We start from the raw sequence: 26838 nt of genomic DNA on the forward strand, positions 1-26838 counted from the left end.
CGCCCATTGTGACGGTCACCCTATGCGCCTGTCCGGTTACTGTACGGATACCAGCGTGGCGAACCGGGTGGCCACCGTGTGCCAGATCGGCGTGGAGACGGGCTCGTCGGCGACCGCCCGCGCGTACAGCTCGGCGGGGTCGAAGCCGTCCACCTCCCACTTCCTGACCCGCTCCGGCAGCGCCTCGGGGTGGAACTGCACGCCCCACGCCCGGTCGCCCACCCGGAAGGCCTGGTACGGGCAGCGTTCCGTGGAGGCCAGCCACACCGCGCCCGGCGGCAGGGCGGTGACGGCGTCCACGTGGTGCTCGATCGCGGGCACCACCTCCGGCAGGCCGTGGAAGAGCGGGTCGGCCGCGGCCTCGGGGCGGATCGTCACGGGGGTGCTGCCGTTCTCGGGCGCGCCGGCGTCGGCCGTCACCACCCCGCCCGCCACGTGCGCGAGCAGTTGCCCGCCCAGGCAGATCCCGAAGTACGGCACCGCCCGCTCGATCGCCTGCACCGCCAGCTTGCGCGTCCCGGCCAGCCAGGGCGCGCGGGCGTCGTCGCCGGGCAGGTAGCCGCCGCCCAGCACCACCATCGCGTCGTGCTCCAGCGTCTCGGGCAGCGCCGCGCCCTCGTGAGCGTGCACGATATCCGGCCGCAACCCCCGCGCGGCCAGCCAGTCGCCGAACCGGCCGGGGCCGCCGCTCCGGCTGTTCTGCACGATCAGGACGTCACGCATCGTAGGCCTCCGCCATCCACTCGAGAATCTGCCCGTCCACGTCCTCGGGGCGGGTGAGCTTGAAGAAGTGCGCGTAGCGTCCGGAGCCCATCGCGAAGCTCCGCGCCAGCAGGGGGTGCGCGATCGGCCGGGCGAGAGTGATCTCCACCTGCAGGCTGCGCGCCTTGGGGCGGATCTCGGCGAACTTGCGCCCGGCCTTCAGGAACACCCCGACCCCGACCGCGTCCTCGTGCAGCGGGCCGAGCGGGCCCAGCGCGTCGACCAGGCGGTCGTAGATCTCCCGGTAGGCCTCGGGCCACGGCGCGAACACTTCGTCGACGGTGACGCCGGGCACGCACACGTGCGACTGCCGCTCACGTCCGAACTCGCGGTCGCAGCGGGGGCAGACCCACCTGCTCATTCGCGTCCGCTCATTCGCGGTGCATCGGACGCGTGGCGTCCTCTCCGCCCGGGGGCTGCTGGGGCTGGAAGACCGAGCCGGGCTCCTGGCCGGGCGGCCGCTGGAAGGCCGACGGCTGCTGCTCCTGCGGCTGGAAGGCCGACGGCTGGCGTTCCTGCGGCTGGAAGGCCGGGGGCTGCTGGTAGGGCTGCTCGGGACCGGCCGCGGGCTGGTAGGAGCCCGGCCCGTACGGCCCCGCCGTACCGTGGGCGGCGTGCGCGGGTCGCCGCGCCCCCCGCCAGCGCGAGGGGAAGAACGACGCCACGAGCATCCCCACGCCGAGCGTCAGGAGGATGCCGGTGTACATCAGCGTCGTCAGTCCCCGGCTGAACATGCTGGGCAGAAAGTCGGGCAGCAGCCGCACCCCGAGCGACATCTCCAGGATGGGGAAGAGGCCGACCACGGTGTAGATCAGCCCGCCGATGAGCGTGGCGACCGGCGAGATCCGCGAGCTGAACAGGAAGGCCACGAGCACGCCCGCGCCCGCCATGACCGCGAGCCCGACCCACGGGGGCGTGAAGGTCCGCATGGCGTGGTTGAACCCATCCAGGCCGAATGAGAGCACCACCACCAGCAACGGCGCCAGGAGGAGCCCCGCCACTACTCCGAGTCCGTGCCGCGCACCGTTGGACATGTCTGACCCCCGTTCCGGTTAGTGCCATAACCTACCCCGTTGTCCGGCGCCGGTCACGGGGAGGTGTAGCTGTCGTAGCCCAGCTTGGCGGCCACCGCGAGCCCGCACGCGGCGGCGAGATAGCGCAGGCTCTGGCCGGGCAGCCGCCTGGCGATCTTGGGCCCGACCCACCCGCCCAGCAGGAACCCGGCGGCCAGCGGGCCCACCGCGACCCAGTCCACCGGCCCGAACATCGCGAATCCGAGCGCCGCCACCGCGTTCGCCAGCCCGGTCAGGACGTTCTTCACCGCGTTGACCTTGGCCACGGGATGGTCGAGGACGGCGGACAGGATCGCGAACATGAGGATCCCGCCCGCCGCGCCGAAGTAGCCGACGTAGACCGCGACGGCGTACATGGCCAGCTTGGCCATCACCCCGTGCTCGTGGAGCCTGCTCGCGCTGGGCGGGCGGACCAGGACCAGCGAGGCGCCGGCGATGAGCCACGGCATGATCAGCTCGAACGTCCTGGCCGGGGTGACGAGCAGCAGGGCCGCACCGGAGGCGCCGCCCAGCGCGGTCAGCCACCCCAGCCGCAGCACCCTGGCGCCCTCGCCGCGCAGTTCGGGCCGGGACCCGGCGGCGGCGCCGATGCCGGTGAAGAGCAGGGCCACGGTGTTGGTGACGTTGGCGGTCAGCGGCGGCAGGCCGAAGGCGAGCAGGGCCGGGTAGGAGACGACCGAGGCGAGGCTGACGACCGTGCTGACGATTCCGGCGGCGATCCCCACCCCGAGCAGTCCCAGCACCTCGATCACCCCCGACATGCTAGGAGGTGGCCGCCGGCCGGCCCGCGCCGGGGGTCAGGAGGCGAACCCGGGGATCCAGCGTTCGGCCTCCGCGCGGAAGGGGGCGGTGGCCTCCAGCTGGCTCAGCAGGCCGTAGCCGGCGGTCAGCACGCGGAAGCTCATCACGTAGCCGGGCGGCACGTTGAGCGTGCGGAAGATGCTGGTGCCGTCGCCGAGCATGTACAGGCCGCGCTCGCGCATCCAGTCGCGGGTGAAGGTGAACGACTCGGCGGCGATCGGCTCGGCGTACGGGCGTACGAAGGAGCCCAGGGCCTCCAGGTCGACCTCGGCGCCGTCGCGGATGACGCCCTCCTCGCGGAAGACCCGGGCCACGCCTTCGATGTCGTCGGCGGCGCCGTACCGGAGCATGGGTCCGACGGCGGGCGGGTGGCCGTCGGGATAGGCCTTCACGGCGCCGAAGTCCAGCACCCCGAGGCGCCCGTCGGGGGTGACGCGGAAGTTGCCGGGGTGCGGGTCGCTGTGCAGGTAGCCGCAGCGGACCGGCGAGGAGAAGGAGAAGCGGACCAGGCGCAGGGCCGCGCGGTCGCGGACCTCCTGCGGTCCCTCGGCGATGATCTGGGCGAGCGGGGTGCCGTCGAGCCACTCGGTGACGATCACGTGCTCCGAGGCGGCCACGACGGGCGGGACGGCGATGTCGGGGTCGCCGGCGTACTCGGTGGCGAAGGCGTGCCAGGCCTCGGCCTCCTTGCCGTAGTCGAGTTCCTCGGCCACGCGTTCCTGGAGTTCCTGGACGAAGGAGCGCACGTCGAGGCCGGGCAGCAGGACGCCGAAGAGCTTGGCGACCCGGCCGAGCTGCTTGAGGTCGCCGCGCAGGGCCTTGGCGGCGCCGGGGTACTGGACCTTGACGGCCACGGGCCGGCCGTCGGACCACAGGGCCCGGTGCACCTGGCCGATCGAGGCGCTGGCGGCGGGTTCGTCGTCGAAGGCGGCGAAGTGCGCGCGCCAGTCGTCGCCGAAGTCCCCGGCCAGGACCTTGTGCACCGTGGCGGCGGGCATGGGCGGCGCGGAGTCCTGCAGCTTGGTGAGCGCGGCCCGGTAGGGGCCGATGACGGCGGGCGGCAGCGCCGACTCCAGCACCGACAGGAGCTGCCCGATCTTCATGGCGCCGCCCTTGAGCTCGCCGAGCACCTTGAACAGCTGCTCGGCGGTGCGCGTCTGCACCTCGGCCGCGATGAGCTCGGCCGGTCCGCCGAGCGCGCGCTTGCCGAGACCGAGCGCGGTACGGCCCGCGTATCCGAGAGGAAGGGCGGCGAGCTTCGCCGTCCGGGCCACCGCCGACTGCGGAAGATCAGACATGTCCTTATCTTTTGGACTCAATGCCAATAAGGCAACGTGACAGTCGCCACATCGGATGCAACCCTCAATGCATGGAGGAATTGATCACGGCACTGACCGAGGGAAACAGCGGTCTCATCGCGGTCGTGCCGGAGATCGACGGCCTGGAGGGCGCCGGTGTCACCACCGCCGCCACGAGGGCCTGCGAGGATCCCCGCGTACGCGCCCGCTTCCCCGGCGGCATCGCCTGGCTGACCGTGGGCGCCGACCCCCGCCAGACGCTCGGCGACCAGTTGCTGGAGCGGGCGCTGGAGGTCAGCGGCGGCGCCGACCCGGCCGACTGGATCGAGGTGCTGCTGACCGCCGACGAGCTGACCGCCGCCCCGGGCGACGGGCTGGTCGTGCTGGACGGCGTGCGCGCGCCGCACGTGTCGATGCTCGCGATGATCGTCGCGCACCGCGCCAGCGTCCTGGTCACCGCCCGCACCGCCCGCGGCCTGCCCGGCAGCGCGACGGTCGTGCGGCTCCCGGTACGGCGCTGGCCGCTCCTCGACCGGCTCGCCACGGCGCTCAAGACCCGCCCGGCCCGCGAACCCGACCTGCGCGAGCCCGCCTCCCGCGAGAGCGCGGTCCACGAGCTGCTCGACGCCGGACTGGTGCGGGCGGAACTGCCCGACAGCGTCGCCCGCCTGCTGGAGCTGGGCGCCTTCGCCACCGACCGCAACATCCCGACCGGCCTGGCCCGCCTGCTGTGGGCGCGTACCGCCGGGCTGAGCCCGATCGAGTCGGACCTGACGCTGGCCGGGCTGAGCGCGCTCGGCCTGCTCGCCGAGGCCCCGGACCGCGAGGTGCTGCTCGTGCCCGACGTGGTGCGCGGCTACCTGCGCGCCGCGCTCGGCCCGGACGGGCTGCGCCGCGTCAACCGGGCCCTGGTCGAGGCCATCGACCGGGGCGCCGACGGTGAGGCCTCCCACGAGGACATCGCCTACGTGCTCGCCCGGCTGCCCGGCCACCTCCGGCAGGCCGGCATGAACGTGGAAGAGCTGGTCTGCGACGGTGGGTGGATCGCGACCAAGCTGCAGAGCTTCGGCGTGGCCGCCGTCGAACAGGATCTGGAGCTGGCCGCGACGCCGCTGGCGCGGCGGCTGCGCCGTACGCTGGCGCAGAGCGCGCTGGTGCTGGCCAGGACCGAGCACGCCGCGCCCGCCGCGCCCACGGCGGCGGCCACCCTCGCCGGGCGGTTGTTCGCGGTGCCGGCGACCGCGCGGGAGATCGCCGCGCTGCTCGGCGGCTCCGGCTCGCCGTGGCTGGAGTGCCTGTGGGCGCCGCCGGACCTGCCGCCGCCCGCGCTGCGCCGGATCATGGGCGCCCGCGGCGAGGAGCGCTACGGCGTGGCGATCAGCCCCGGCGGCGACTGGCTCGTCACCGCCGACGAGATCTGCACCGCGACGCTGTGGAACCTGGACGGCACCGTCCGCACCGTGCTGACCGGCCACGAGGACGACGTCACCTGCGTGGCCGTCGCCCCCGACGGCACGTGGCTGGCCACCGGCAGCGACGACGGCACCGTGCGCTTATGGGCCCCGGACGGCACTCAGCGGCAGGTGCTCGAAGGCCACGACGACCCGGTCAGGCACGTGGTGATCGCGCCGGACGGCTCGTGGCTGGCCTCGTGCGCCGAGGATCTGATCGCCTGGGCGCCGGACGGCCGCCTGCTGTGGCGGGTGGCGGCGGCCGAGGACGGGCCGGCGCCCGTGATCACCCCCGACAGCGGCACGCTCGCCCACCGCGACCGCACCTGGACCCGCGACGGCCGGCCTGCCACCGGCGCGGCTCCCCCGCCGCCCGATCCGCCGGCGGACGCTCTGGCCGCCGAGCACCTCGACCGGCTCGGCGTCACCGGCGTCGCCTTCGCCCCCGACCGCAGCTGGCTGGCCAGCGTCAGCCTCGACGGCAGCATCCGCCTGTGGGACGCCGCCCCGGGCCTGCCCGCGCCCGACGAGCACCTGCGCCGCCGCCCGCTGCGCGCGATCGCGGCCGTGGCCGACGGCAGCGCCCTGGTCACGGCGGGCGGCGCACCCGGCCTGACGCTCTGGGACGAGGAGGGCAGCGCGCGGCGCACAGTGCACGAGCGGGTCACGTTCACCGCGGTGGCGAGCTCCGAGGACGGCGCCCTGCTCGCCGCCACCGACGACGAGGGCCTGCTGTGGCTGCTGGACCGCCACGGCGAACCCCTCCATCGCGTACGGCTGCGCGGCCCCGCCCGCTCCGTGGCCATGGCGCCGGACGGTTCCTGGCTGGCCACCGCCGCGCGGGACGCCGTGCAGTTCTGGCGGCCCGACGGGCAGCTGAGCGCCGAGACCTCGATGAAGGAACCCGGCCACCTGGCCATGGCGCCGGGCGGCGCGTGGGTGGCGGCGGGCGGGGAGTCCGTGCTGCTGCTCGACCCGGCGGGCCGCAGGATCGCGCCCGTGCTGACCCCGAGCTCCCCGGTGACCGGTCTGGCCGTCGCGCCCGGCGGTGCCTGGGTGGCCGCCTCCTCCACCAACGGCGCCATCCGGCGCTGGGACCGTACCGGCCGTCTGCGCGACGAACTGGAGGAGCAGACCGCCGCGGTGGGGCTGGCGGCGGGGCCGTTCGGGTCCTGGCTGGCCACGGCGACCGAGGACGCGGCCGTGCGGGTGTGGGACGTGCGCGCCGGCCGGTGCGTGGCCGCCATCCACCTCGACGCCGAACTGACCGGGTGCGCGTGGACGCCGGGCGGCACCCGCCTGTACGCGGTGGGCCACGCGGGCCTGTACGGCTTCCGCCTCCACCTGCCCCGCTAGGGCTCCGGGAGCAGGTGGCCGATCGTGACGTCGTACCGTTCGGCCAGCCGCCGGGCGATCAGCGAGCGGTGGCAGGCCGCGGCGTCGCGCTCGACGCAGAGCAGCGCCACCGTACCGCCGCCCGCCGGCTCCGGCACGATCGGCGTGAGGTCGGCGCGGTCGAGGATCTCGGCGGTGTAGCGGCGGGTGTACTCGGCAGCGAGTTCGCGGCGCGAGCGCTTGCCGACCCCTTGGCGGTCGTCCTCGGCGTACTGGAGGTGGCGCAGCTCGGTGGTCGGCGCGAGCTCACGGTGGTGCTCGTAGCCGATCCGGGCATGGGCGAGGGCCTCCTGCAGCCGCCGGGCGTTCGCCCAGGCGTACTCGGGTCCGCGTACGCCGCGCCGCTGGCGTACGTCGAGCAGCAGGCGGACCTCCGCCTGCCGCAGCCGCCGCAGGAAGGACTCACCGTCGAAGCCGTAGACGCCGACCGTCACCATTCTGAGCACCGGAAGATCACCCGCCTTCTTGGTCCTGGTGCCGCTTCCGGCAGCGCTGCCGGAAGCGGCGAAACACGTCATGCGACGGCGGTCCCCTCAAGCTCGACCATCAGGTCGGGGACCGCCAGCCGGGTCACCCCGAGCATCGTGGTGGAGGGCGCCACCCGGGCGGCGCCCAAGCGCCCCGCCAGCACGCCGTAGTGCTGGAAGAGCCGGTCGACGTCGGTGGTGTAGACGTTGAGCCTGACGAGGTTCGCCAGGGACATGCCGGCCTCGCCGAGCACGGCCTCCAGGTTGTCGAGGCTCAGCGCCAGCTGCGCCGCCATGTCATCGGCGTGCTGAGGCTTGCCGTCGGCGCTCATCGCGGTCTGCCCGGAGCAGTACAGGGTCCTGGTCTGCCCGGAGACGACCTCGCCCTGGTTGTAGCCCAGCTCCGTCGACCACGCCCACGGGTTGACGGCCGTTCGCTCGATTGCCATATCCGCTCCATTCGATTCGTTTCATCACGTACGCCGATCGGCTCGGTGGCCGTCGTCGTGCTGTTCAGCCTCCCGGCAAATCACGACATCCTCTGTCGCGTATTCCTGTTAAGTTTTCGTATGCGCGCCGACCGGTTGGTCTCGCTGGTCCTGCTGCTGCGGCGGCACGGCCGGCTGTCGGCGGCCGCGCTGGCCCGCGAGCTGGAGGTCTCCACCCGCACCGTGCTGCGCGACATCGAGGCGCTGTCCGCGGCCGGGGTCCCGGTCTACGCCGAACGCGGCCGGCACGGGGGTTTCGCGTTGCTGCCCGGTTTCCGGACCGAGCTCACCGGGCTGAACCACGACGAGGCCCTCGCCCTGCTGGTCGCCGGATCGCGGCGCGGCGCGCAGGCGTTCGGCCTCGGGTCCGCGCTCGCCTCGGCGATGCTCAAGGTGGTCGACGCACTGCCCGACAGCTATCGCGACACCGCCGCCGGGGCGGCCGAGCGGCTGCTCATCGACCCGGAGACCGACCTCCTCTCGCGCCGCCTCGCCGACGAGGAGGTGCCCGACGCGATCGCGGCCGAGGTCCTGCGCGCGGTGTTCGCCGGGCACAAGCTGCGGATCCATTACGCGGCCGTGGGCCAGGCCCCGGAGTGGCGCACGGTGGACCCGATCGGCCTGGTCACCGTCCGCGACCGGGGCTACCTGCTGGCCACGAAGTCCGGCGCTGACCGCACCTACCGGCTGTCCCGCGTCCTGGCCGCCGAGGAGCTCGGCGAACCCGCGCAACGACCGGACCGGGTCGACCTGGACCGGGCCTGGCGCGAACGCGGCACGCGGTTCCGTACCGGCGGCGACCAGGTCACCGTGCTGGTCCGGCTGAACCCGGCGCGGCGGGAGGACCTGGTGGGCACCGCGCTGGCCGTCCTGTCCGAGGAGAGCGGCGCGGACGGCTGGCTGCGCCTGGAGGTGACCTTCCAAGATCCGAGACACGCCGAATGGGCGCTGTGGCAGCTCACCACGAACGCGGAGGCCCTGGCCCCGCAGTGGTTGCGCGACGCGCTGCGCGAGCGTGCCACCGCGATCGCCACCCGCTACGGAACGTCAGCCTGAGCGGGCCCGCGGGCGGCGTACCCCAGGCGGGCGAAGCTCTCGTGCGGCCAGAACAGCGTGCAGGTGAACGAGCGGTCCGGGTTCGGCAGCGCCTGCAGCTTCGCGCGGACCGCGCTGTGGGCGCCGTCCACGCCGATCACGACCGCGCCCGGGCGGCAGGTCCGCCTCCACGCGGTGACCGAAGTTCAGGGTGACGCCGTCGTGTCGGCACCTCCGATGTCCAGACAGACCGGACCTCCAGGGCCAGACCTCCCGGGGCCGGACTCTCAGGCCCGGACCTCCGGGACCTCCGGCGGACTTCGCGACCAGACCTCCGGGGGCGAGGGCGGGAAGGCGCCGGGAGACGGGGTCGCAGGCCGCTGAGACCACTGGGCGGGGCTTGGAGCTGCGACGCTGGGTGCCGGCTTGGCGGTGGGTGGCTGGTTGGCTGGTGTTCGGGTGGGTTGGTGATACTTGGGCAGGTGACTCCTCCTCGCCTCGTGGCCACCGACCTTGACGGCACCCTCCTGGACTCCACCGGCTCCCTCACCCCCCGCACCCGAGCCGCCCTGCGCCTGGCCGAGCGGGCCGGCGCCGAGATCGTGTTCGTGACCGCCCGCCCGCCGCGCGGGGCGGAGCGGGTGGCGGCCGTGGCCGGGGTGGCGGGGACGGCGGTCTGCAGCAATGGCGCGATCGTCTACGACCTGGCCGGCCGTACCATCACCGAGCGCGCCGACCTCGACCCCGCCGTCCTCCGCAAGATCATGGCCGCGCTGGTGGAGAGTGTGCCGGGCATCGCGTTCGCCGCGGAGACGGGGCACACCGTCCTGTGCGAACCCGGCTACTCCCGGCGTATCGCCGAAGACCTCGACTTCTACCGCGACGTCCCCTCCGTCTGCGACGCGGGCGAGCCGGTGGCCAAGCTGCTGGCCTGGGCGGCCGGTCATCCGGTGGACGACCTGGCCGGCCTGGCCGTGGCCGCGGTGCGGGACCAGGTCACCATCACCCACTCGGGCGGCCGGAGCCTGCTGGAGATCAGCGCCACCGGCGTCGACAAGGCTGCCGCCCTGGCCCGCGTGTGCCGGGCCCGCGGCGTGGACGCCGCCGACGTGGTGGCCTTCGGCGACATGCCGAACGACCTGGCCGTCCTCGCCTACGCCGGCCACGGCTACGCGATGGGCAACGCCCATCCCCTCCTCCTGGAGTCGATCGGGCGCCGCACCCTGTCCAACGACGAGGACGGTGTCGCCGCCGTCCTGGAACGCCTGTACGGCTGAGCCCCGCGTACCCCATCTGGAGTACGGACGATCGCGACACCGGGCGGATGCCGGGCGGCGCCGGACCCGCGAGCCTGGTGGCCTCAGCCGAGATCGAAGGAGAATTCCGTGGTCACCCAGCAGGTCGTCAAGGAGCGCGGCGGGCTCAGGGCCGCCTTCAAGGCCGCCATCGTCCTCAACGCGCTCGCGGTCCTGGCCCAGGGGGTCACGGCCGGCCAGCTGCTCGGCGGCGCCGGTACCGCCGCGCACGGCATGGGCGCCGGCGCCGTGCACGTCGCGGGGCTGCTGGTGGCGATCACCGGGGTTCTCGCGTGGAAGCCGGGACGCGGCGCGGGCTGGCCGGCGCTGGTGGGGGTGGGGATCCTGCTGCTGGGGTTCGCGCAGTCGATGACCGGCGGGTCGGGGGCCACGGCGGTGCACGTGCCGCTGGCGCTGGCGATTTTCGGGCTCAGCGTGTGGCTGGTGGTATGGGCGTTCAGCCCTCGCATGTCGCGTATGTGAACAAGTACTGTCGGACTCGTGAGTGACGTGCGCGTGGTCGTGGGGCCGGGGGTCGTCGCCGATCCCACCCTTCTGTCGGAGGTCGCCGAACGCGAGTTCGCGGCCTTGGGGGTGAAGGGGCACATCAGGTACGCCCGCACCGTCGGCGAGCTGCGCCCCGACGGCGGCATCCCGGTGATCCTCCCGGGACCTGACCCGGCGGCACGGGCCCTCATGAGCGAGCCGGTGGGCCCGGTCGTCTGGCTGGACCTCACCCGCGACGACCGGGTGAGTCCCGGCAAGGACGCCCGCCACCTGCACGGACGCGGCGTGGACGGCCTGGCGTGGGCGATCAGGCACGCCGTGCACCACACCCGCCACAGCGCCCGCCGCGTCACCTACGGTCCTCACCCCGACCAGTGGGCCGACCTCTACCTCCCGCCCACCGCCGCCGCGTCCTCCGGCGGCCTTCCGGTGATCGTGCTGGTGCACGGGGGCTACTGGCGGTCGATCTGGGCCGCCGACCTGATGGAGCCGCTCGCCGCCGACCTGGTCGGGCGCGGGTTCGCGGTGTGGAACCTGGAGTACCGCCGCCCCGACCTCCACGGGTGGCAGGCCACGACCGCGGACGTGGCGGCGGGCGTCGGCGCCCTGGCCGGTGCCGCCGAGTCGGCCCTGGACCTGAACCGGGTCGCGGTGGCCGGGCACTCCGCCGGCGCCCAGCTCGCGCTGCGCGCGGCGGCCGACGGCGCGAGGGTGGCACTGGCCGTCTCCCTGGCGGGCGTCCTGGACCTCATGGAGGCCGGGCGCCGATGGCTGAGCTCGGGCGCGGTGGCCTCGGCCATGGGAACGGACACCCAGCTGTACGGCGAGGCCAGCCCCCTGGCCAGGCTCCCCCTGAAGGTACGCCAGCTGGTGGTCCAAGGCTCGGGCGACGACCTGGACCTGGTCGACTTCAGCCGCCGCTATGCCAGAGCCGCCAAGGAGTCGGGCGACGACCTCACGTACCTGGAGATGTCCGGCGACCACTTCGCCGTCATCGACCCCGCCACCCCCATCTGGCGCACCACCGCCGTGGCCATGGCCAACGCCCTGCGCTGAGACCGGGCGGCCGGGGCGTCAGGCGCGCATCTCGGAGGGCAGGGCGGTGTCGGCGTTCAGGAGTTCCACGCCCAGCAGTTCGCCCGACTCGCCGAAGTCGAGGACCACGTCGTCGGCGACCGCCTGCCGTACCGCCTCGCCCGGGGCGATCTCCCGCTTCATCGCGATGTACGCCGCGTTGACCTCCTGGTCGATCCTCAGATAGACGGTCCTCGGGCCTGAGGGTTCCTCGTCCCAGGACAGCAGGCCCTCGCGGCCCTCCGGCGAGTTGGCCACCGCCGTACGCAGGACGCCGAGCACCATCTCCACGACCTTCACCGCGTCCGACTCGGTGACCTTGCGCTCGTGTTCCCATCCGTCCAGCCCGTCGATCCGGTAGGGGCACGACCACTCCCCCGTCGGCTCCTCGTACGGCAGGCCGACCGTGATCGTCACCTCCCTGGGCGGCATGGTGCGCAGGGTGAGTGTGCGGCTGGCGATCTCGTACATGCCTGCGACCTACCCACGAGCGGGCCCCCGCATCCGGCCGGGGCAGTACCCCCCAACTCATACCGTGGTCGTCTATTCCGTTCTGCCCGCGCCACGAACCAGTTAGGCTGCGGCGCGTAAGGGGGGTCACTGTGATGGAAGAGACGTTCGGGGCGCGCCTGCGCTCCAGACTGGATAAATACGGACCTCTGTGCGTCGGCATCGACCCGAGCCCCGCGCAACTGCTCGCCTGGGGACTGGACGACTCACCCGCGGGCCTGGAGAAGTTCAGCCGGACGGTCGTGGAGGAGATCTCCGACGTCGCGGCGGTGGTCAAGCCGCAGTCGGCGTTCTACGAGCGCTGGGGCAGCCGCGGCGTGGCGGTGCTGGAGCGCACGGTCCGCGACCTGCGCGCCGCCGGCCCTCTGGTCATCCTCGACGCCAAGCGCGGCGACGTGGAGTCCACCATGATCGCCTACGCCGAGGCCTACCTCGACCCCGGCAGCCCCCTGGCCGCCGACGCCCTGACGGTCAGCCCGTACCTGGGCCTGGCCTCCCTGGCCCCCGCGATCCGCCAGGCCCACACCAACGACGCCGGGTTGTTCATCCTGGCCCGCACCTCCAACCCGCAGGCCGAGCGGCTGCAGTCGCACGTGGCCGGCCAGATCTACGACGCGGTGGCCGGCCTGAACCAGGGCGGGACCCCCCTGGGCTCGATCGGCGTGGTGGTCGGCGCCACGGTCGCCGACCCCGGCTTCGACCTCTCCCTCCTGAACGGCCCCATCCTCGCACCGGGCCTGGGCGCCCAGGGCGCCTCTCCGTCCGACCTCGCGCGCCTGTTCGCCGGGGTACGGCACGCCGTCGTCCCCTCGGTGTCGCGCGCGGTGACCGAGAACCCGGCCCGGATCCGCGAGATCACCCTGCGCTACCGCGACGACTGCGCCCACCACCTGGCCTCCTGACCGGCCCCTCGGTCCTCCGGCGGAACGTGTCGGTACACGGTCGCTCGGCACGTCCGGGATGACCTCGCCGAGCCGGTCCCTGGCCCTGAGAGGCTTCAGCCGCGCAGGAAGGCGTCGATCTCGGCACGGGCCGGCATCGAGGTACTGGCCCCTTCCCGCTGCACCGACAGAGCCGCCGCGGCCGACGCGAACCGCAGCGCCTCGGCAGGAGCCAGCCCCTCCCCCCGGGCCACCGCCAGCGCCCCCACGAACGTGTCCCCCGCCGCCGTGGTGTCCACCGCCTTCACCGGCACCGCCGCCACCCGCAGCCGCTCACCGGAGCGCGAACCGTACAGCGCCCCGGCGGCACCAAGCGTGATCACCGCCTCGGGCACCCGCTTCAGAAGCGCGTCGAGCGCCTCCTCGGCCCCGGAGGCGCCGGTGATGGCGGCGGCCTCGTGCTCGTTCGGGACGATCAGGGTGACGGCGTCCAGCAGTTCGTCCGGCAGCGGCCGGGCGGGCGCCGGGGTGAGGATGACCGGCGCGCCGGACACCTGAGCCGCCTGGGCGGCCCCGATCACCGCCTCCATGGGCAGTTCGAGCTGCAGCAGCAACGCCCGCGACCCGGCGATCACGGCAAGGTCGTCCCCGGAGGGCCCGCTGACGGTGCCGTTCGCGCCGGGAACCACGATGATCGAGTTGCCACCGTCGTCGTCGACCACGATGTGCGCGATGCCGCTGGAACCGGGCACCTGCCGCAGCCCCCGGACATCCACCCCGGCCTCGGCGAGCGTGGCCCGCATCTCGGCGCCGAACCCGTCGTCGCCCACGGCCCCCAGAAACGCCACCCGGCCACCCGCACGCGCCGCGGCGATGGCCTGATTGGCCCCCTTGCCACCGGGAATCGTGCGGAAGGCGCGCCCGGTAATGGTCTCCCCGGTTCTGGGAGCCTGCGCCACATACGCGACCAGGTCCATGTTCGCGCTGCCGAAGACCGAGATCATGCCTTCATCATCTCCTGCGTACGGCGGGCCAGCTCTGCCAGCCCCACTCCATCGAAGCCGGTGAGGCTGGTGGACAGGCGGTCCCGCATGAGCCACTGCCCGGGCACCCGGCCGGCCAGCGCGCCGGCGATCGAGCCGACGGTGGCGCCGGCCGAGTCAGTGTCCCAGCCGCCGGCGACGGCCCCGGCTATCGCCCGGGTGAAGTCGCCGCGGCTGTGGACCAGGGCGGCGGCGGTCAGGGCGGCGTTGTTGATCGTGTGCACCCAGTGCAGGCCGCCGTGGCGCTCGTACAGGCCGTCCACGACCTGCTCGAAGTCGTCGGCCGAGCGGGCCGCCTCGACGGCCCGCCGTACCGCGTGGTGCAGGCGGGAGCGCGCGGGCACGACGGACAGGCCCGTCTCCACGACGTCCTCGGCGTCCGTGCTCACCAGGGCGCGGGCGCACATGGCGGCGACGAACATCGCGCCGTAGAGCCCGTTGGCGGTGTGGGTCAGGCGGGCGTCGCGGTAGGCGTGGCTCGCGGCCGTCGCCGGGTCGCCCGGGTTCACCCATCCGTAGACGTCGGCCCTGATGAAGGCGCCGATCCACTCGCGGAACGGGTTGCGGTGGAGGGCGGTGTCCGGCGGTTCCAGGCCGTCGAGCAGGTTGCGGTAGGCGACGCGCTCGGCGGTGAAGGTACGGCCGGCGGGCAGCTCGTCCAGCCACAGCTTGGCCACGTCGTCGGTGGTGAACCCGTGGCCGTGCCGCTCCAGGACGGTGAGCGCGAGCAGCGGGTAGTTGAGGTCGTCGTCCTCGGGGATGCCGTCGATGTTCTCGGCCAGCGAGTTGACGGCGCTGCGCCGGTTCCACGGCCACCGCCCGGCCACCTCGGCGGGCAGGCCCTTCGCGGTGAACCAGCCGCGGATCGGCCAGTTCCCGGTGGCCTCGGCGATCTCCCTGATGCCCGCGCGCGGGATCTTCTCCACCGGCTTGCCGAGTACGCACCCGGCGGCCCGGCCCTGCCAGGCGGCCAGCAGGCGCGCCGGGTCGGGTTCCGCGGGCCGCGGGACGGGCCAGGCGGGGCAGGCGGCGATGATGTCGCTCAGCTCGCCCGGCTCCTCCAGCGGCGAGGTGAGCTCGGCGAGCTGGTCCATCAGGTCGCCGGCCAGCCCGCGCAGCCGTGCCGCACCCGGCTCGGAGGCGCCGGCGCGCGGCGGGGCGTCGTGCCCGCCCGCCGCGTGCCACTCGCCGGTGATGCGGGCGAACCGGGCGGGATGGGCGGCGGCCCGCCCGTCCTCCTCGGCCTGCCGGAGCTCGTGCCCGATCAGGTCCTCCGGCTGTACCCAGGTGAGGCGGATCATTCGCCCGCCAGCTCGGCGAAGGCGTCCTCGTGGGCGCGCCTGCGGGCCAGGTCGGCGGTGTGCACGCGCTTGGCCACCCGGGCGATCGCCCGCCCCGGCGTCACGATGTCGGTACGGCTGGCCGTACCGACCGCCTCGACCCACGCGGCGGGCACGCTGCCGAGCCCGCCGAGCGCGCCCGCGATCGCCCCGCCCATGGAGGCGATCGAGTCGGCGTCGCGACCGTAGTTCACCCCGCCGAGCACGGTCTCCCTGAAGTCGCCCTTGGCGATCACCAGGAAGGCCAGCGCCAGCGGCAGCTCCTCGATGCTGTGCACGCGACTCGGCCGGCGCGCCCCGAGTCCCTGGTCGCGGTAGGTGTCGGCGACGGTGTCGTAGGGCCGCATGGCGGTCCGCAGCTTCTCGAACGAACCGTCCCAGTGCCCCAGATCGACCGCGGCGCCGCACACGGCCTCGATGGCGGCGCGGGTGCCGTCCTTGGCCAGGCGGATCGAGGTGGCGATCACGCTGTCCACGGTGGCGCCCGGCCGCATGGCCTCGGCGACCGCGGCGGCCATGATGCCGGCCGCCTCGCGGCCGTAGCTGGACTGGTGGGCGCCGGTCAGGTCGATCGCCTCGGCGTAGGCGGCGTCCGGGTCGCCGGCGTTGACGACGCCGACCGGGGCGACGTACATGGCGGCGCCGCAGTTCACGATGTTGCCCACGCCGGCCTCGCGCGGGTCGGCGTGGCCGTAGTGCAGGCGGGCCACGATCCACTTCTCGGCCAGGAAGATCCGCTGCAGCGGCAGCGCCTCGGCCTCCAGCTCGGGGATCCACACGCGCTCGCCCATCAGCTCCGGCACGAAGTGCTCGGCCATCGCGTACGCGTCGAGGTGGCGGCCGGCCTTCTCGTACACGCGGATCAGCGCGTGTGTCATCAGGGTGTCGTCGGTGATGTGGCCGTCGCCCTTGTGGTACGGGGCGATCGGGCGGGCGTTGCGCCAGTCCTCGTTGTACGGCGGCACGATGCCCTCGACCGGCCCGCCGTACCGTGTGGTGATCTGCTCGGGAGTCCAGCCTTCCGTGGCGCCGCCCAGAGCGTCACCCACCGCGGCCCCCGCCACGCAGCCAGCGGCTTTGTCCTCAAGCGGCGTCATGTCAGTCCTTCCGTGAGTTCCAGGAGATCCCTGCCGGCCAGTTCTGGCAAGCAGCAACCGGCGAGCGTGCGAACCGGCGCGATCCACCCCTCCGGGATCGCGCCGTACCCCCCGCACGCTCCGGTGATCGCGCCCGCGAGCGCGGGCGCGGAGTCCGCGGTGGCGGCCAGGCACGCCGCCGCGGACACGGCCGGTCCGACGGCGCCGCCCGACGCCTCGGCCAGCGCGAGCGCGATCGGCACGGTCTGCGCCGCACCCACCGCGTAGCTGTAGACGTGGTCGAGCAGCGCCGCGTCCAGCGCGGGCACCGCGCCGAACGCCTCGCCCGCCTTCCGCCCGGCCCGTACGGCCAGCCGCGCGTTGTGCCCGATCGCGGTGTCCTCCGGCAGCACGGCCAGCGCCGCCTCGACCGCCTCCGAGACCGGCGCGCCACCCACGGCGGCCTCGATCGCCGCCGCGACCGCCCGGGCGCCGAGAACGCCGTCACCGGCGTTGGTCACCCGCGCGTCCTCGGCCGGGTCGAGCCCGGCCGCGCCGAAGGCCACCGCCCTGATCGCGGCGGCGTCGTCGAAGAAGTGCGGGTTGTCGTGGCCGCTGGCGGGCGGTTCGACGCCCCTGGCCAGGTTGTCCAGCGCGCTCGCCACCGAGATCCGGGCCCGGACGTCGTCCCGGCCGGCCAGTTCGCGAAACGCCTCGGCCCGCGGGCGGCGCAGCGTGAGAACGGTCCACGCCAGCCATTCGGCGTCGTCCGACGGGCCCAGCGCCAGCGGCGCGGTCGGCTGGTTCAGCGCGAACGGCACCGGCAGCGTCGTGATCCGGTGCTCCTCGGCGAAGAGGTCGAGCTCCCGGTGCAGCCGCCTGCTCCACGGCGCGTGCAGCGCCGACCTGTGGCGCGCGGCGGGCCACCCGGCGGCGTCCCCCATGGCGAGCCCGATGAAGGCTCCCCTGATCCTGTCCCCCGACATCGATGTTCAGCGTCCTTTCGCCAGTTCGTCGGCGACGTCCAGCACGTGCCTGCCCTTCACGACGGGCAGGCATTTCCCGGTGGCGGGGCCGATGCGCTCGGCCCATCGCCTGGGTACGCCCGCCTCGCCCTGGAAGGCGCCGGACATGGCTCCGGCGATGGCGCCGATCGTGTCGGCGTCCCTGCCCAGGCCGACGCCGAAGGTCACCGAGGCCTCGACGTCACCCTCGCCGGCCAGGAACGCGGCCAGCGCCAGGGCGACGGCCTCCGGGGCGACGTCGGTCCAGGGGTAGTGCCGGACCACGACGGCTTCGTGCAACCGGCGACCGAGATCGCCGGGAATGGCGTCACCTGCCGTGCCCTGGCCCGCCGTACCGGGTAGGTCACCCAGGACTTCGCGGACCCGCACGATCGCGCGGGCCGTCCACGAGTCGGCGGGGATCACCGCGAGCGCGGCGTCGGCGACCTCCCGCGGCCGCGCGCCCGCCATCGCCGCGGCCACCGCGCCGGCGACCGCGCGGCCGCCGAGTATGCCCTCGCCGTCGCCGCTCACCAGCCCGTCCTGCTCGACCAGCCGCGCCGCCTCGGCGGGATCTCCCGGGCAGAAGATCCCGTACGGCGCCGCCCGCATGGCCAGCCCGTCCGACCAGCCGTGCGCGTGCACGCGGCCGGTCAGCGGCGGCTCAAGCCCGCGCCGCAGCGCCTGTACCGTTCCCAGCTCGGAGAATCCGGCCCCGCGCATCGGCCCGGTCACCAGCGGGATGATCTCGGACCGGTAGGCGGCGGCCACGTCCGCCGGGGTGAGCGCGTGCCCGTGGCGCAGCAGCAGGGAGGCGGCGAAGATGGCGTACTCGGTGTCGTCGGTGCCGCCGCCCTCGATCTCCGTGAGCCTGCCCCACCGGGCGGTGATCTGCTCGGGGGTCATGTTCTCCGCAGGGGCACCGAGGGCGTCCCCGGCCGCGAGGCCGAGCAGACACCCGCGGGCCCTGTCGCGATGGTTCACTTCTGGTACCGCTCCAGCACGGAGTTGCCGTCGGTGACCAGCTTGTTCGCCGCCTCGTCGAGGCTGATCTTGTTGGCGAAGTACTGCTGGAGCACCGGCGTGGCCACCTTGCTCTTCCACTCGTCGAAGCCCTTCACCTTGAGGAAGGGCGCCACCACGAGGCTCTTGCCGGACGCGGTCGCCACGTCCCAGCCGTTCTCCTTCGTGGTCATGGACGGGTCGGCGGCGGCGGCCTGCGAGGTGGGCAGCAGCCAGTCGCCCTTGGCGAGCTTGGCCTGGTTCTTGCCGTTGAGGAAGAACGAGATGAACTTCAGCGCCGCGTCCGGGTTCTTGCTGTCCTGGGCGACCGAGAGCGTCTGGGAGACGGCGCCCTGCTCGGTCGTGGTGCCCTTCGGGCCGGGCAGCGTCACCCACTCGAAGCCTTCCGGCGCCTGCTCGACGACCTGCTGGCGCAGGTAGACGCCGACCGGCAGCAGCGCGAACTTGCCCTTGTAGAAGGCGGGAAGCGGGTCGGCGGTGCCCTGCCCGAGCGCCGCCGGGTCGGCCGACTTGTCCTTCCAGAGCTGGTCGTGGATGCGCTGGAGCACCTCGCGCTCCTCGGGGCCGACCTTGACGGTGGTCTTGCCGTCGGCTCCGGTCTCGAAGAACTTGCCGCCGAAGTTGAGAGCCAGGTTCAGCGTCTTGTTGACCGGGGACTTCATCGGCCAGGCCACGCCGAAGTTTCCGCCCTTGGTCATCTTCTTGGCCGCCTCGGAGAACTCCTCCCACGTCCACGGGCTGTCTGTGGTGGGGATGCGCACCTTGGCCTCGTCGAGGAGCTTCTTGTTGGCGATGATGACCTGCGACTCCTGCAGGAACGGCACGCCGTACACGCCCTGGTTGCCCTTGCCGTCGTCGAACGTCGTGGTGTCCCACGAGGCCTGCGGGATGTCGCTCTTCAGCTCGGCCGGGATCTTGTCCTTGAGGTCGAGCAGGTAGCCGTCGGCGGCGAAGCCCGACAGCGCCGGGGAGTCGTTGTGGATGACGTCGGGGGCGGTGCCGCCGGCGAACTGGGTCACGAGCTGGTCGTTGACGTTGTCCCAGCTGCCCTGGACGTAGGTGACCTGGATGGTGGGGTTGGCCTTGTTCCACTCCTCGACGAGTTCCTTGTTCGCCGCGAGGGACTCCTTCTGCCAGGCGAGGCTGAGGAAGTTCAGCTTGACCGGCTCGCCGGGCTTGGCCGCCTCGCCCTTGTCACCACTGCCGCCGCTTCCGCAGCCGGCCGCGGCCACGGCGACGAGCGCCGCTGCCGCCAGAGCGGACTTGATTCGCATATGAGCCTCCTAGCCCTTGACGGCGCCGGCCATCAGGCCGGACCTCAATCGCCGCTGAATGATTGCGAAGAAGATCAGGCTCGGGATCGTCGCCATGAGCGACGCCGCGGCCAGCGGGCCGAGCCTGGCCACCCCCTCCGGGCCGGTGAAGCGCACCAGCGTCAGCGGGAGGGTCATCACGTCGGGGTCCTGAAGGATCACGAGCGCGAACAGAAACTCGTTCCATGAGGAGATGAACGAGAAGAGCAAGGTCGCCACCACACCGGGGGCGAGCAGCGGGGCGACGACGCTGACCAGCGCGCGCAGGCGGCCGGCGCCGTCCACGGACGCGGCCTCCTCCAGCTCCGGCGGCACCGCCCGCACGTATCCCTGGAGCATCCACAGCGCGAACGGCAGCGTGAACGTCACGTGCACGACCACCAGGCCGGGCAGCGTGTTCACCAGCTCCAGCTCACGCAGGACCATGAACAGCGGGATGATGATCAGGATGAACGGGAAGACCTGGCTGACCAGCACCCACCCGATCGCCACCCGGTTGACCAGGCTGCGGTAGCGGGCCATGGCGTACGCCGCGGGCAGCGAGATCAGCACGGTGATGAAGCTGCTGAAGACCGCCACGACCAGGCTGCGCAGGGCGGCGCCGGTCAGGTCCTGCTCCCCGAAGGCGTCGGAGAAGTTGGCCAGCGTCGGCTCCCGCGGGATCCACGTCGGGTCCAGCTGGGCCATCTCCTGCGGCGTCTTCAGCGCCGTCGACAGCAGCCAGACCAGCGGGAAGGCCAGGAAGACGATGTAGGCGAGCAGGGCCGCGTAGCTCGGCAGGCGCTTCACTTGGCCTCCTTCATCTGACGCCACAGGTACAGGCCGAGCACCGCGAGCACGACGATCGCGAACGCGACGCCGAGCATGGAGGCGTAGCCGAAGAAGCGGTAGCGGAACGCCTCCTCGTAGGCGAACAGCATCGGCAGCCTTGTCTGACCGCCCGGTCCACCGGCGGTGAGCACGTAGACCAGGCCGAACTGGTTGATGTTCCACACGAAGTCGAGCGAGGTGATGGCCACGATGACCGGGCGCAGCTGCGGGAGCGTGATGTTCCAGAAGCGCCGCCAGCGGCCGGCGCCGTCGACCTCGACCGCCTCGTACAGCTCCTTCGGCACGCTCTGCAGGCCCGCCAGCAGCACCACCGTCGTCTGCGGCATGCCCGTCCAGACGCCGACCACGATGATCGCGGGCAGGGCGAGCGAGAAGTCGGCCAGCCAGTTGACGTCCGTGCCGAGCATGCTGTTGAGGATTCCGGCGTCGGGGTGGTAGACGAGCTTCCACATGAGGCCGATGACCACCGGCGGCATCGCCCACGGCACCACGGCCAGCACCCTGGCCACGCCCCTGAACCTGAGGTTCTGGTTGAGCAGCAGCGCCAGGCCGAGCGCGGCCAGGAATTGCAGCACCGTCACCGACACCGACCAGATCAGGCCGATCTTGAACGAGGACCAGAAGTCGGCGTCGCCGAACAGTTCGTAAACGTTTTCCAGACCGGTAAAACTGATGTCCCGGTTCCTGGTGGCGCGGGCGTCGGTGAAGGCCAGGCCCACGCCGTACAGCAGCGGTCCCACGCTGAACAGCAGGACCGGCACCAGCGCCGGCAACATCAGCATCCACATCTCGCGGTTGCGGCGCGAGCCGCCACCGCCGCGCCGCGAGCGCGGTCGGGGTGGCGCCGGTCTGGTCGCGGTCGCCGTCATCCGGCGCCTCCCTCCTGTGCCGAGCTCTTGTCGCCGGGAGCCGCCCCCGCCAGGGCTCCCGGTGGGTTGTTCGTGAGGTCGTACGGCAGCGCGGGTTCCTCACCCGAGGTCGAGGCGCGCACCACGAGGCGCGGCGCCACCGTCACCAGGCGCGGTTCGCGGTCGCCGCGCTGCAGCCGGTCGAGCAGCAGGTCGACGGCGGCCTTGCCGCGTTCGGCCGAGCCCAGCGAGACGCTGGTCAGCGACGGGTAGGAGGCGGCGGCCAGTTCGGTGTCGTCCATGCCGACCACGGCCACGTCCTCGGGCACCCGCCGCCCCGCGGCGCGCAGCACGTCGAGGGCGCCGAGCGCGATGAGGTCGTTGGCGCACATGAGCGCGTCGAGGTCGGGCCGCCGGGCCAGCAGGGCGGCCACCGCCCGCGCGCCGTCCACCCGGTAGAAGTCGCCGATCTCGACCAGCCCTTCGTCGTACGGCAGGCCGAGCTCCTCCAGCGCCTCGGCGTAGGCGGCCCCGCGTGACGCGCCGGGCACGGTGTCGAGGGGCCCGTTGACCAGCGCGATCCGGCGGCGGCCGAGCGCGTGCAGGTGGTCGAGCGCGAGCCGGACGCCGGTGCGCGAGTCGGCGCGTACGTTGTCGACCCGGGTGCCGTCCGGGACCGAGCCGATGATCACGACGGGGGCGCGGGCGGCCTTGAGCGTCTCCAGGTGCGCGTCCGTGACGCGCAGGGGGCTCATGATGAGGCCGTCGACGTAGCGCTCGCCGAGGCTGTGCAGCACGTCGATCTCGTCGGCGGCGATGGCGTCGGTGGAGTGGAGTACGAGCCGGTAGCCGGCCGCCTTGAGCACCGGCTGGATCTGGCGGACCATGGCCAGGTAGACCGGGTTGCCGATGTCGGCCATGGCGAAGGCGACCTGGTTGGTGCGCCGGGACTTGAGGCTGCGGGCCACGGCGTTGCGCACGTACCCGAGTTCCTCGGCGGCGGCCAGGACCTTGCGGATGGTTTCCTGGCGGGTCGGCAGGCCGTTCAGGACCCGCGAGACGGAGGCGATCGAGACGCCCGCACGCTCGGCGATCGTGTTGATCGTGGGTCCGTCGGCCAAGGCTTTCCTTCCATGGGGGTAAACGGTGACAGAAAGCCATCTGTAAACGTTTACTGAGTTGGCCTCATGAAACCCGTCCGTAACCTTGAGGTCAAGTCACGATAGAATAACACCAGGTCAGCCCATATTTGACCCTTTGTCACCCCACCAGTAGCCCAACCCAACGTTCCGTAACCCCAGCCCGGCCATCCCCTCCCCCGAAGGCTCCGGCGCTGAGTACCGTCAGACGGCGGCACTCGGACGGCACAGACGCAACCGGCGGGACACCTCACCAAGCCCCGCCACCCGAGCTAGCGATCTAGTCGTGGGCGGGGACGGGTTCGGGGGTGGGGCGGGTGGTGAGGGCTCGGATGGAGGGGCTGCCGGCCAAGGCGACCACCGCCGCCAGGGCCGCCGGGATCACCAGCGCCACCGGCAGGGAAGAGGCCTCGGCCACGAACCCCAGCACCGCGGGCCCGATCAGCAATCCCGAGTATCCAAACGCGGTGACCAGCGACAACGCCTTGCCCACCGGCCCACCCGCGGCCCCCACCGCGCTGAAGATGACGGGTACCACGGTGGCCAGCCCGACGCCCGCCAGCGCCCACCCGGTCCACGCGACCACCACCTGCGCCACGCCCTCGGCGAGGGGCGCGCAAAGCACGAGCACGTACCCGCACGTGGCCAGCACACCCGCCAGCCGGATGGTCAGCACGGAGCCGAGCCGCGCCCGGATCGGGTCGCCCAGCAACCGCACCGTCGTCATCGCCACCGCGAAGATCGTGTAGGCCAGCGGCGCCGCGGCCGGGTCCGTGCCCAGGATCCAGCGGGCGTGCAGGGCGGCCCAGTCGATGGCCGCGCCCTCGCTCAGGTGTCCGGCGAACGCCGCCAGCCCCAGCAGCGCGATCAGTCCCCACCGCAGCCCGACCGCCTTGCCGGGGGCGGCGGCCGTACCACCGGAGGCGGTGGCGCCGTCGGTGGCGGTAGGCACGGACGGCAGCAGCCGCATCACGGCGGGCAGGTACAGGAAGGGCACGATCAGGGCGGTGGCCACCAGCAGCGCCTGCCCGCTCACGCCCAGCTTCAGCACCAGCGACGTGATCAGCCCGGCCGCCGCGCCGCCCAGGCTCCAGGTGCCGTGGAAGGCGGAGATGATCGGCCGGCCGTACACGCGCTCGACCTCGACGGAGTGGGCGTTGATGCCGACCTCGACCACCCCGATCCCGATGCCGAACACCACGGCCGCCGCCGCCAGCAGGCCGTAGGACGGCGCGACGGCGGGGGCGAGCAGGGCCAGGGCGGACAGCGGACCGGCGAACCAGCACACCCGCCGGCTCGACCACCGGTCGACCACGGGCCCGGCGACCAGCATCGACACCAGCGCGCCCAAGGAGATCAGCAGGAGCGCCGTGCCCAGCCTCGCCGGGCCCAGGTCGAGCCGGTCGTTGAGCGAAGGCAGTCCGGCCGCCCACACGCCCACCACGAGCCCGCTGAGAAAGAAGAGTCCGAACACACCCTGACGCGCACGCCTCGCCACCATTTTGTTCACGCCTAGAGCATAATAAGAACGAGGAGGCCGCCACAATGACGAGATGCGAACAGTGACCGGGGCCACAACCAGCGTCGAGCTGCGTGAGCACAACAGGGCGCGGCTGCTGCGCGCGGTGCACGACTGCGGCGCGAGCCGTACCCGATCACAGCTCACCAAGGACCTCGACCTCGCCCGCGGCACCGCGTCGGTCCTGGTCACCCGGCTGAGCGAGGACTCACTCCTGCACGAGGAACCCTCCGCCGAGCACGGCCGCGGCCGCCCCACCCAGATCCCGGGACCGCACCCGTGCGGCCCCGTCGCCCTCGCCGCCGACCTGCGCGAGGACGGGTGGGAGATCGCCGCCGGCGAGCTCGGCGGCCGGATCACGCCGCTCGCCGCCCGCCCGCACGACGGCACGCCGGAGGGCGCGTTCGGCCCTCTCGCGGCGGCTCTGCGCACCCACCTTCGGCGGTACGGCTCCCGCGCCATCGGCATCGGCCTGGCCGTCCCTGGACCGGTACGCGACGACCGCCTCGTCGACGTCTCCCACCTGGGCTGGCGCGCCGTGGACGCGCCGGCGGGGCTGGCGAGCCACGTCCCCGCGGGTACCCGGCTGCACGTGGGCAACGACACGGCGTTCGCGGCGCTGGCCGAGGCGCGCAGGGGGCGGATGGCGGGGGTGCGGGTGGGATTGCACCTGCACGTGGACTTCGACCTTGGCGGCGTGCTCGTGGTCGGCGGACGGCCGCTGGGCGGGGCGACGGGCGTGGGGGCGGAGTTCGGGCACATGCCGCTGACCGGGCGTACCGATCCGTGCCCGTGCGGGGCCCGGGGGTGCTGGGGCATGGAGGTGGGGGCCAACGCGCTGCTGCGCCACCTGGGCCTGGCCGCGGGCGGCGGCAGGGGGCGCGACCAGGCGCAGGCCATCCTGGCCAGGTCGGGGAAGGGCGATCCCGAGGCGGCGGAGGCGGTCGACGCGGGCGCGCGCGCCCTGGGCCGCGGCATCGCCGCCCTGGTCAACGCGCACGACCCGGAGATCGTCACCCTGTCCGGTCTCGGCGTCGAGCTGTTCACGCAGGGACGGGCAGCGCTGTCGGAGGCGTTCCTGGCCGGGCTGATGAGGATCCGGGCCGAGCGGCTGCCCGAGCTGGCGCCGTCGGAGCTGGGGTGGAGCGGGGCGCTGCTGGGGGCGATGGAGTCGGTGTTCGACGCGTTCCTGACCCCCGGGGGTCTCAGAACCTGGCGCCCCGGAGAACGGCCATGAGGGCTTCCTGGTCGGCGAAGGGGGCGAAGTGGCCGCCGGGCAGGTACGTCGCCTCCACGCGTGGCAGGCGGGCGGCCAGGGATCGGGCCAGCGACACCGGGACCTTCGGGTCGTCCACGCCATGGATCAGGTGCACCGGGGTCTTCACCTCCTCCACGACGATGTCCCAGGGGCGCAGGTGCCGGAGCAGGTCGCCGGCCATCGCGGCGCCGCCCTGCCTGCCGCTCTCGGTGGCGTCGGACAGGAAGGCGGCCTGGGCCGTACCGGCTCGGGCGCGGAAGACCTCCAGGTCGGCGGCGGGAAGGGCGCGTTCGACGCGCGGGATGACGCTCGCGTCCGCCGACGCCATCGCGCGGGCGGACACGGAGCACAGGCGGCGCAGCAGCCAGGGCGCGTGGCGGGCCAGCCGCCAGTAGAAGGCGTCCGCCCTGGCGGCGGGCGACCACCTACCGGCCGGTACGGGGGCCATGCCCGACAGCAGCGCCACCCCCGTCACCAGGTCGGGCCGGGCGACGGCCAGGCGCAGGGCCGCCGAGGCGCCCATGGAGACGCCGGCCACCACCACCGGGCCCACGTCCCCGGCCCGTGCCGCCACCTGCTCGGTCCACCGCTCCGGCGGCATCGGCGGCGTGCCGCCGTAGCCGGGCCGGTCCGGCGCGAGCACCCGGATACCCTCCCGGACCAGCAGATCGCCCGACAGCGTCCAGCCCGCGGCCCACCGCGACGAGGCGTACCCGTGCACGAACACCACGGGCCTGCCCGCCGGATCGCCGAACTCCGCCCACCCGAGCCCGTTCACGAGCGTCCCTCGGCGACCGGCGCGGGCCAGTGGGAGACGGTCTCGATGGCCCATTCGGCCCAGGACACCATGGCCTCCAGCCGCCGCACGCCCGCCTCCACTCCGAGCAGGGCCGCCCGATCCTGCGCGAGCCGCAGGTCGAGCCCGTTGCGCAGGGCGCGCAGCCCGCGCAGCCTCGCCCGGTGGTATTCCAGTTCCTCACGCAGGAAGTCCGCCGCCTCCCGCGGCGAGACCACCCACAGCGCGAACGAGCGCAGCACGGTCTCGTTGCGCTGCGCGTGGTCGGCCGAGGTGGTCACGAGCCATTCCCGCAGCGCCCGCGTCCCCTCCTCGGTGATCTCGTACGGCCGCCGCCCCCGCGACCCCTCGGCCTGCTCCCTGATGAGCCCTTCGGCGGCCAGCCGTTTCAGCTCCGGGTAGACCTGTGCCGGCTTGGCGTGCCAGACGAACGTGAGGACGCCGTCGAATTCCTGCCCGATGTCGTACCCGCTGCGTGGCGCTCCGGCGATGAGCGTCAGCAGGGCCATCCGCAATGACATGTATCGACCATACTAAAAAATTTCACTATGAGAAGTGAGCATCACCTGCCGCGACACGCCCGAGATCCGCGATGTGATGAAAACCACCGA

28 protein-coding genes are annotated in these 26838 nt (G+C 73.2%); 7 read left to right on the top strand and 21 right to left on the bottom strand.

Annotated elements, in window-relative coordinates:
• Positions 1–36 precede the first annotated feature (36 nt).
• From ACIBKY_RS13930 to ACIBKY_RS13950, 5 genes are read right to left on the bottom strand one after another with little or no spacing between them, the layout of a single operon-like run.
• Complete coding sequence (locus tag ACIBKY_RS13930; RefSeq protein ID WP_397097025.1) at positions 37–723, bottom strand: type 1 glutamine amidotransferase; 687 nt, start codon at positions 721–723, stop codon at positions 37–39.
• Positions 716–1123 carry a DUF5655 domain-containing protein gene (locus ACIBKY_RS13935; RefSeq protein ID WP_397097026.1) on the bottom strand — a complete coding sequence of 136 codons (408 nt, stop codon included), beginning with the start codon at positions 1121–1123 and terminating at the stop codon, positions 716–718. Before ACIBKY_RS13935 ends, ACIBKY_RS13930 begins: the two co-directional genes overlap by 8 nt.
• A 10-nt stretch (positions 1124–1133) precedes the next feature.
• Positions 1134–1796, bottom strand: coding sequence for a hypothetical protein (locus tag ACIBKY_RS13940; RefSeq protein WP_397097027.1), 663 nt, complete (start codon positions 1794–1796; stop codon positions 1134–1136).
• A gap of 53 nt (positions 1797–1849) precedes the next feature.
• The gene (locus tag ACIBKY_RS13945) at positions 1850–2587 is read right to left on the bottom strand and encodes a sulfite exporter TauE/SafE family protein (RefSeq protein ID WP_397097028.1); all 738 of its coding nucleotides are present in this window, start codon (positions 2585–2587) and stop codon (positions 1850–1852) included.
• A 45-nt stretch (positions 2588–2632) separates the two neighbouring features.
• Positions 2633–3934, bottom strand: a complete 1302-nt coding sequence (locus ACIBKY_RS13950) for an ABC1 kinase family protein (protein WP_397097029.1) — start codon at positions 3932–3934, stop codon at positions 2633–2635.
• A gap of 71 nt (positions 3935–4005) precedes the next feature.
• On the opposite strand from ACIBKY_RS13950, the gene ACIBKY_RS13955 reads away from it, so the two are divergent.
• Entirely contained in the window at positions 4006–6741 is a 2736-nt protein-coding gene (locus tag ACIBKY_RS13955; protein WP_397097030.1) for a hypothetical protein, read from the top strand.
• On the opposite strand, the gene ACIBKY_RS13960 is transcribed toward ACIBKY_RS13955, so the two are convergent.
• Positions 6738–7298: a DUF488 family protein gene (locus tag ACIBKY_RS13960; protein WP_397097031.1), complete on the bottom strand. Its 561-nt coding sequence runs from the start codon at positions 7296–7298 to the stop codon at positions 6738–6740. The genes ACIBKY_RS13955 and ACIBKY_RS13960 overlap by 4 nt on opposite strands.
• Positions 7295–7690, bottom strand: coding sequence for a RidA family protein (locus ACIBKY_RS13965; RefSeq protein ID WP_397097674.1), 396 nt, complete (start codon positions 7688–7690; stop codon positions 7295–7297). The genes ACIBKY_RS13960 and ACIBKY_RS13965 overlap by 4 nt, the downstream gene beginning before the upstream one ends.
• Positions 7691–7816: 126 nt before the next feature.
• Between ACIBKY_RS13965 and ACIBKY_RS13970 the strand changes: the two genes are divergently transcribed.
• On the top strand, positions 7817–8791 hold the full coding sequence (locus tag ACIBKY_RS13970) for a helix-turn-helix transcriptional regulator (RefSeq protein ID WP_397097032.1): 975 nt from the start codon (positions 7817–7819) through the stop codon (positions 8789–8791).
• Here ACIBKY_RS13970 and ACIBKY_RS13975 read toward each other — a convergent pair.
• Complete coding sequence (locus ACIBKY_RS13975; protein WP_397097033.1) at positions 8773–8931, bottom strand: hypothetical protein; 159 nt, start codon at positions 8929–8931, stop codon at positions 8773–8775. The two genes, ACIBKY_RS13970 and ACIBKY_RS13975, sit on opposite strands and share 19 nt — an antisense overlap.
• A 321-nt stretch (positions 8932–9252) precedes the next feature.
• Here ACIBKY_RS13975 and ACIBKY_RS13980 point away from each other — a divergent pair, with 321 nt between their 5' ends.
• The 3 genes from ACIBKY_RS13980 to ACIBKY_RS13990 all read left to right on the top strand — a co-directional run bounded on the left by ACIBKY_RS13980 (position 9253) and on the right by ACIBKY_RS13990 (position 11628).
• Positions 9253–10047 carry a Cof-type HAD-IIB family hydrolase gene (locus ACIBKY_RS13980; protein WP_397097034.1) on the top strand — a complete coding sequence of 265 codons (795 nt, stop codon included), beginning with the start codon at positions 9253–9255 and terminating at the stop codon, positions 10045–10047.
• A 108-nt stretch (positions 10048–10155) separates the two neighbouring features.
• A complete protein-coding gene (locus ACIBKY_RS13985) occupies positions 10156–10548 on the top strand; it encodes a hypothetical protein (RefSeq protein WP_397097035.1) in 393 nt (130 codons plus the stop codon).
• A gap of 18 nt (positions 10549–10566) precedes the next feature.
• Complete coding sequence (locus tag ACIBKY_RS13990; protein ID WP_397097036.1) at positions 10567–11628, top strand: alpha/beta hydrolase; 1062 nt, start codon at positions 10567–10569, stop codon at positions 11626–11628.
• Positions 11629–11646: 18 nt separating this feature from the next.
• Here the strand turns inward: ACIBKY_RS13990 and ACIBKY_RS13995 are convergent, their stop codons facing one another.
• A complete protein-coding gene (locus ACIBKY_RS13995) occupies positions 11647–12117 on the bottom strand; it encodes a DUF2283 domain-containing protein (RefSeq protein WP_397097037.1) in 471 nt (156 codons plus the stop codon).
• A 134-nt stretch (positions 12118–12251) separates the two neighbouring features.
• On the opposite strand from ACIBKY_RS13995, the gene pyrF reads away from it, so the two are divergent.
• Complete coding sequence (gene pyrF, locus ACIBKY_RS14000) at positions 12252–13058, top strand: orotidine-5'-phosphate decarboxylase (RefSeq protein WP_397097038.1); 807 nt, start codon at positions 12252–12254, stop codon at positions 13056–13058.
• A gap of 95 nt (positions 13059–13153) precedes the next feature.
• Here pyrF and rbsK read toward each other — a convergent pair whose 3' ends face one another.
• The 10 genes from rbsK to ACIBKY_RS14050 all read right to left on the bottom strand — a co-directional run bounded on the left by rbsK (position 13154) and on the right by ACIBKY_RS14050 (position 24155).
• On the bottom strand, positions 13154–14041 hold the full coding sequence (rbsK, locus tag ACIBKY_RS14005; RefSeq protein ID WP_397097039.1) for a ribokinase: 888 nt from the start codon (positions 14039–14041) through the stop codon (positions 13154–13156).
• Entirely contained in the window at positions 14038–15381 is a 1344-nt protein-coding gene (locus ACIBKY_RS14010) for an ADP-ribosylglycohydrolase family protein (RefSeq protein ID WP_397097040.1), read from the bottom strand. The genes rbsK and ACIBKY_RS14010 overlap by 4 nt, the downstream gene beginning before the upstream one ends.
• Positions 15378–16517, bottom strand: coding sequence for an ADP-ribosylglycohydrolase family protein (locus tag ACIBKY_RS14015; RefSeq protein ID WP_397097041.1), 1140 nt, complete (start codon positions 16515–16517; stop codon positions 15378–15380). The genes ACIBKY_RS14010 and ACIBKY_RS14015 overlap by 4 nt, the downstream gene beginning before the upstream one ends.
• Positions 16514–17482, bottom strand: coding sequence for an ADP-ribosylglycohydrolase family protein (locus tag ACIBKY_RS14020; RefSeq protein WP_397097042.1), 969 nt, complete (start codon positions 17480–17482; stop codon positions 16514–16516). Before ACIBKY_RS14020 ends, ACIBKY_RS14015 begins: the two co-directional genes overlap by 4 nt.
• A gap of 6 nt (positions 17483–17488) precedes the next feature.
• The gene (locus ACIBKY_RS14025; protein WP_397097043.1) at positions 17489–18484 is read right to left on the bottom strand and encodes an ADP-ribosylglycohydrolase family protein; all 996 of its coding nucleotides are present in this window, start codon (positions 18482–18484) and stop codon (positions 17489–17491) included.
• The gene (locus tag ACIBKY_RS14030; RefSeq protein ID WP_397097044.1) at positions 18481–19797 is read right to left on the bottom strand and encodes an ABC transporter substrate-binding protein; all 1317 of its coding nucleotides are present in this window, start codon (positions 19795–19797) and stop codon (positions 18481–18483) included. The genes ACIBKY_RS14025 and ACIBKY_RS14030 overlap by 4 nt, the downstream gene beginning before the upstream one ends.
• Positions 19798–19806: 9 nt before the next feature.
• A complete protein-coding gene (locus tag ACIBKY_RS14035; protein WP_397097045.1) occupies positions 19807–20625 on the bottom strand; it encodes a carbohydrate ABC transporter permease in 819 nt (272 codons plus the stop codon).
• Positions 20622–21536, bottom strand: a complete 915-nt coding sequence (locus tag ACIBKY_RS14040) for a carbohydrate ABC transporter permease (protein ID WP_397097046.1) — start codon at positions 21534–21536, stop codon at positions 20622–20624. Before ACIBKY_RS14040 ends, ACIBKY_RS14035 begins: the two co-directional genes overlap by 4 nt.
• Complete coding sequence (locus ACIBKY_RS14045) at positions 21533–22636, bottom strand: LacI family DNA-binding transcriptional regulator (protein ID WP_397097047.1); 1104 nt, start codon at positions 22634–22636, stop codon at positions 21533–21535. The genes ACIBKY_RS14040 and ACIBKY_RS14045 overlap by 4 nt, the downstream gene beginning before the upstream one ends.
• A gap of 298 nt (positions 22637–22934) precedes the next feature.
• A complete protein-coding gene (locus ACIBKY_RS14050; RefSeq protein WP_397097675.1) occupies positions 22935–24155 on the bottom strand; it encodes an MFS transporter in 1221 nt (406 codons plus the stop codon).
• Between the two features lie 52 nt (positions 24156–24207).
• Here ACIBKY_RS14050 and ACIBKY_RS14055 point away from each other — a divergent pair, with 52 nt between their 5' ends.
• Positions 24208–25410, top strand: a complete 1203-nt coding sequence (locus ACIBKY_RS14055; RefSeq protein ID WP_397097048.1) for an ROK family protein — start codon at positions 24208–24210, stop codon at positions 25408–25410.
• Here ACIBKY_RS14055 and ACIBKY_RS14060 read toward each other — a convergent pair.
• Positions 25379–26209: an alpha/beta fold hydrolase gene (locus tag ACIBKY_RS14060; protein WP_397097049.1), complete on the bottom strand. Its 831-nt coding sequence runs from the start codon at positions 26207–26209 to the stop codon at positions 25379–25381. The two genes, ACIBKY_RS14055 and ACIBKY_RS14060, sit on opposite strands and share 32 nt — an antisense overlap.
• Entirely contained in the window at positions 26206–26748 is a 543-nt protein-coding gene (locus tag ACIBKY_RS14065) for a PadR family transcriptional regulator (RefSeq protein ID WP_397097050.1), read from the bottom strand. Before ACIBKY_RS14065 ends, ACIBKY_RS14060 begins: the two co-directional genes overlap by 4 nt.
• Between the last annotated feature and the right edge of the window lie 90 nt (positions 26749–26838).

The sequence above is a fragment of the Nonomuraea sp. NPDC050394 genome (assembly GCF_044459065.1).
Lineage (GTDB): Bacteria > Actinomycetota > Actinomycetes > Streptosporangiales > Streptosporangiaceae > Nonomuraea.

What these genes read in the sequence shown, in the direction of transcription:
- ACIBKY_RS13930 (WP_397097025.1), bottom strand. Translation starts at nt 723, where the DNA reads ATGCGTGACGTCCTGATCGTGCAGAACAGCCGGAGCGGCGGCCCCGGC.
- ACIBKY_RS13935 (WP_397097026.1), bottom strand. Translation starts at nt 1,123, where the DNA reads ATGAGCAGGTGGGTCTGCCCCCGCTGCGACCGCGAGTTCGGACGTGAG.
- ACIBKY_RS13940 (WP_397097027.1), bottom strand. Translation starts at nt 1,796, where the DNA reads ATGTCCAACGGTGCGCGGCACGGACTCGGAGTAGTGGCGGGGCTCCTC.
- ACIBKY_RS13950 (WP_397097029.1), bottom strand. Translation starts at nt 3,934, where the DNA reads ATGTCTGATCTTCCGCAGTCGGCGGTGGCCCGGACGGCGAAGCTCGCC.
- ACIBKY_RS13955 (WP_397097030.1), top strand. Translation starts at nt 4,006, where the DNA reads ATGGAGGAATTGATCACGGCACTGACCGAGGGAAACAGCGGTCTCATC.
- ACIBKY_RS13960 (WP_397097031.1), bottom strand. Translation starts at nt 7,298, where the DNA reads ATGACGTGTTTCGCCGCTTCCGGCAGCGCTGCCGGAAGCGGCACCAGG.
- ACIBKY_RS13970 (WP_397097032.1), top strand. Translation starts at nt 7,817, where the DNA reads ATGCGCGCCGACCGGTTGGTCTCGCTGGTCCTGCTGCTGCGGCGGCAC.
- ACIBKY_RS13995 (WP_397097037.1), bottom strand. Translation starts at nt 12,117, where the DNA reads ATGTACGAGATCGCCAGCCGCACACTCACCCTGCGCACCATGCCGCCC.
- pyrF (WP_397097038.1), top strand. Translation starts at nt 12,252, where the DNA reads ATGGAAGAGACGTTCGGGGCGCGCCTGCGCTCCAGACTGGATAAATAC.
- rbsK (WP_397097039.1), bottom strand. Translation starts at nt 14,041, where the DNA reads ATGATCTCGGTCTTCGGCAGCGCGAACATGGACCTGGTCGCGTATGTG.
- ACIBKY_RS14010 (WP_397097040.1), bottom strand. Translation starts at nt 15,381, where the DNA reads ATGATCCGCCTCACCTGGGTACAGCCGGAGGACCTGATCGGGCACGAG.
- ACIBKY_RS14015 (WP_397097041.1), bottom strand. Translation starts at nt 16,517, where the DNA reads ATGACGCCGCTTGAGGACAAAGCCGCTGGCTGCGTGGCGGGGGCCGCG.
- ACIBKY_RS14020 (WP_397097042.1), bottom strand. Translation starts at nt 17,482, where the DNA reads ATGTCGGGGGACAGGATCAGGGGAGCCTTCATCGGGCTCGCCATGGGG.
- ACIBKY_RS14030 (WP_397097044.1), bottom strand. Translation starts at nt 19,797, where the DNA reads ATGCGAATCAAGTCCGCTCTGGCGGCAGCGGCGCTCGTCGCCGTGGCC.
- ACIBKY_RS14040 (WP_397097046.1), bottom strand. Translation starts at nt 21,536, where the DNA reads ATGACGGCGACCGCGACCAGACCGGCGCCACCCCGACCGCGCTCGCGG.
- ACIBKY_RS14050 (WP_397097675.1), bottom strand. Translation starts at nt 24,155, where the DNA reads ATGGTGGCGAGGCGTGCGCGTCAGGGTGTGTTCGGACTCTTCTTTCTC.
- ACIBKY_RS14055 (WP_397097048.1), top strand. Translation starts at nt 24,208, where the DNA reads ATGCGAACAGTGACCGGGGCCACAACCAGCGTCGAGCTGCGTGAGCAC.
- ACIBKY_RS14065 (WP_397097050.1), bottom strand. Translation starts at nt 26,748, where the DNA reads ATGTCATTGCGGATGGCCCTGCTGACGCTCATCGCCGGAGCGCCACGC.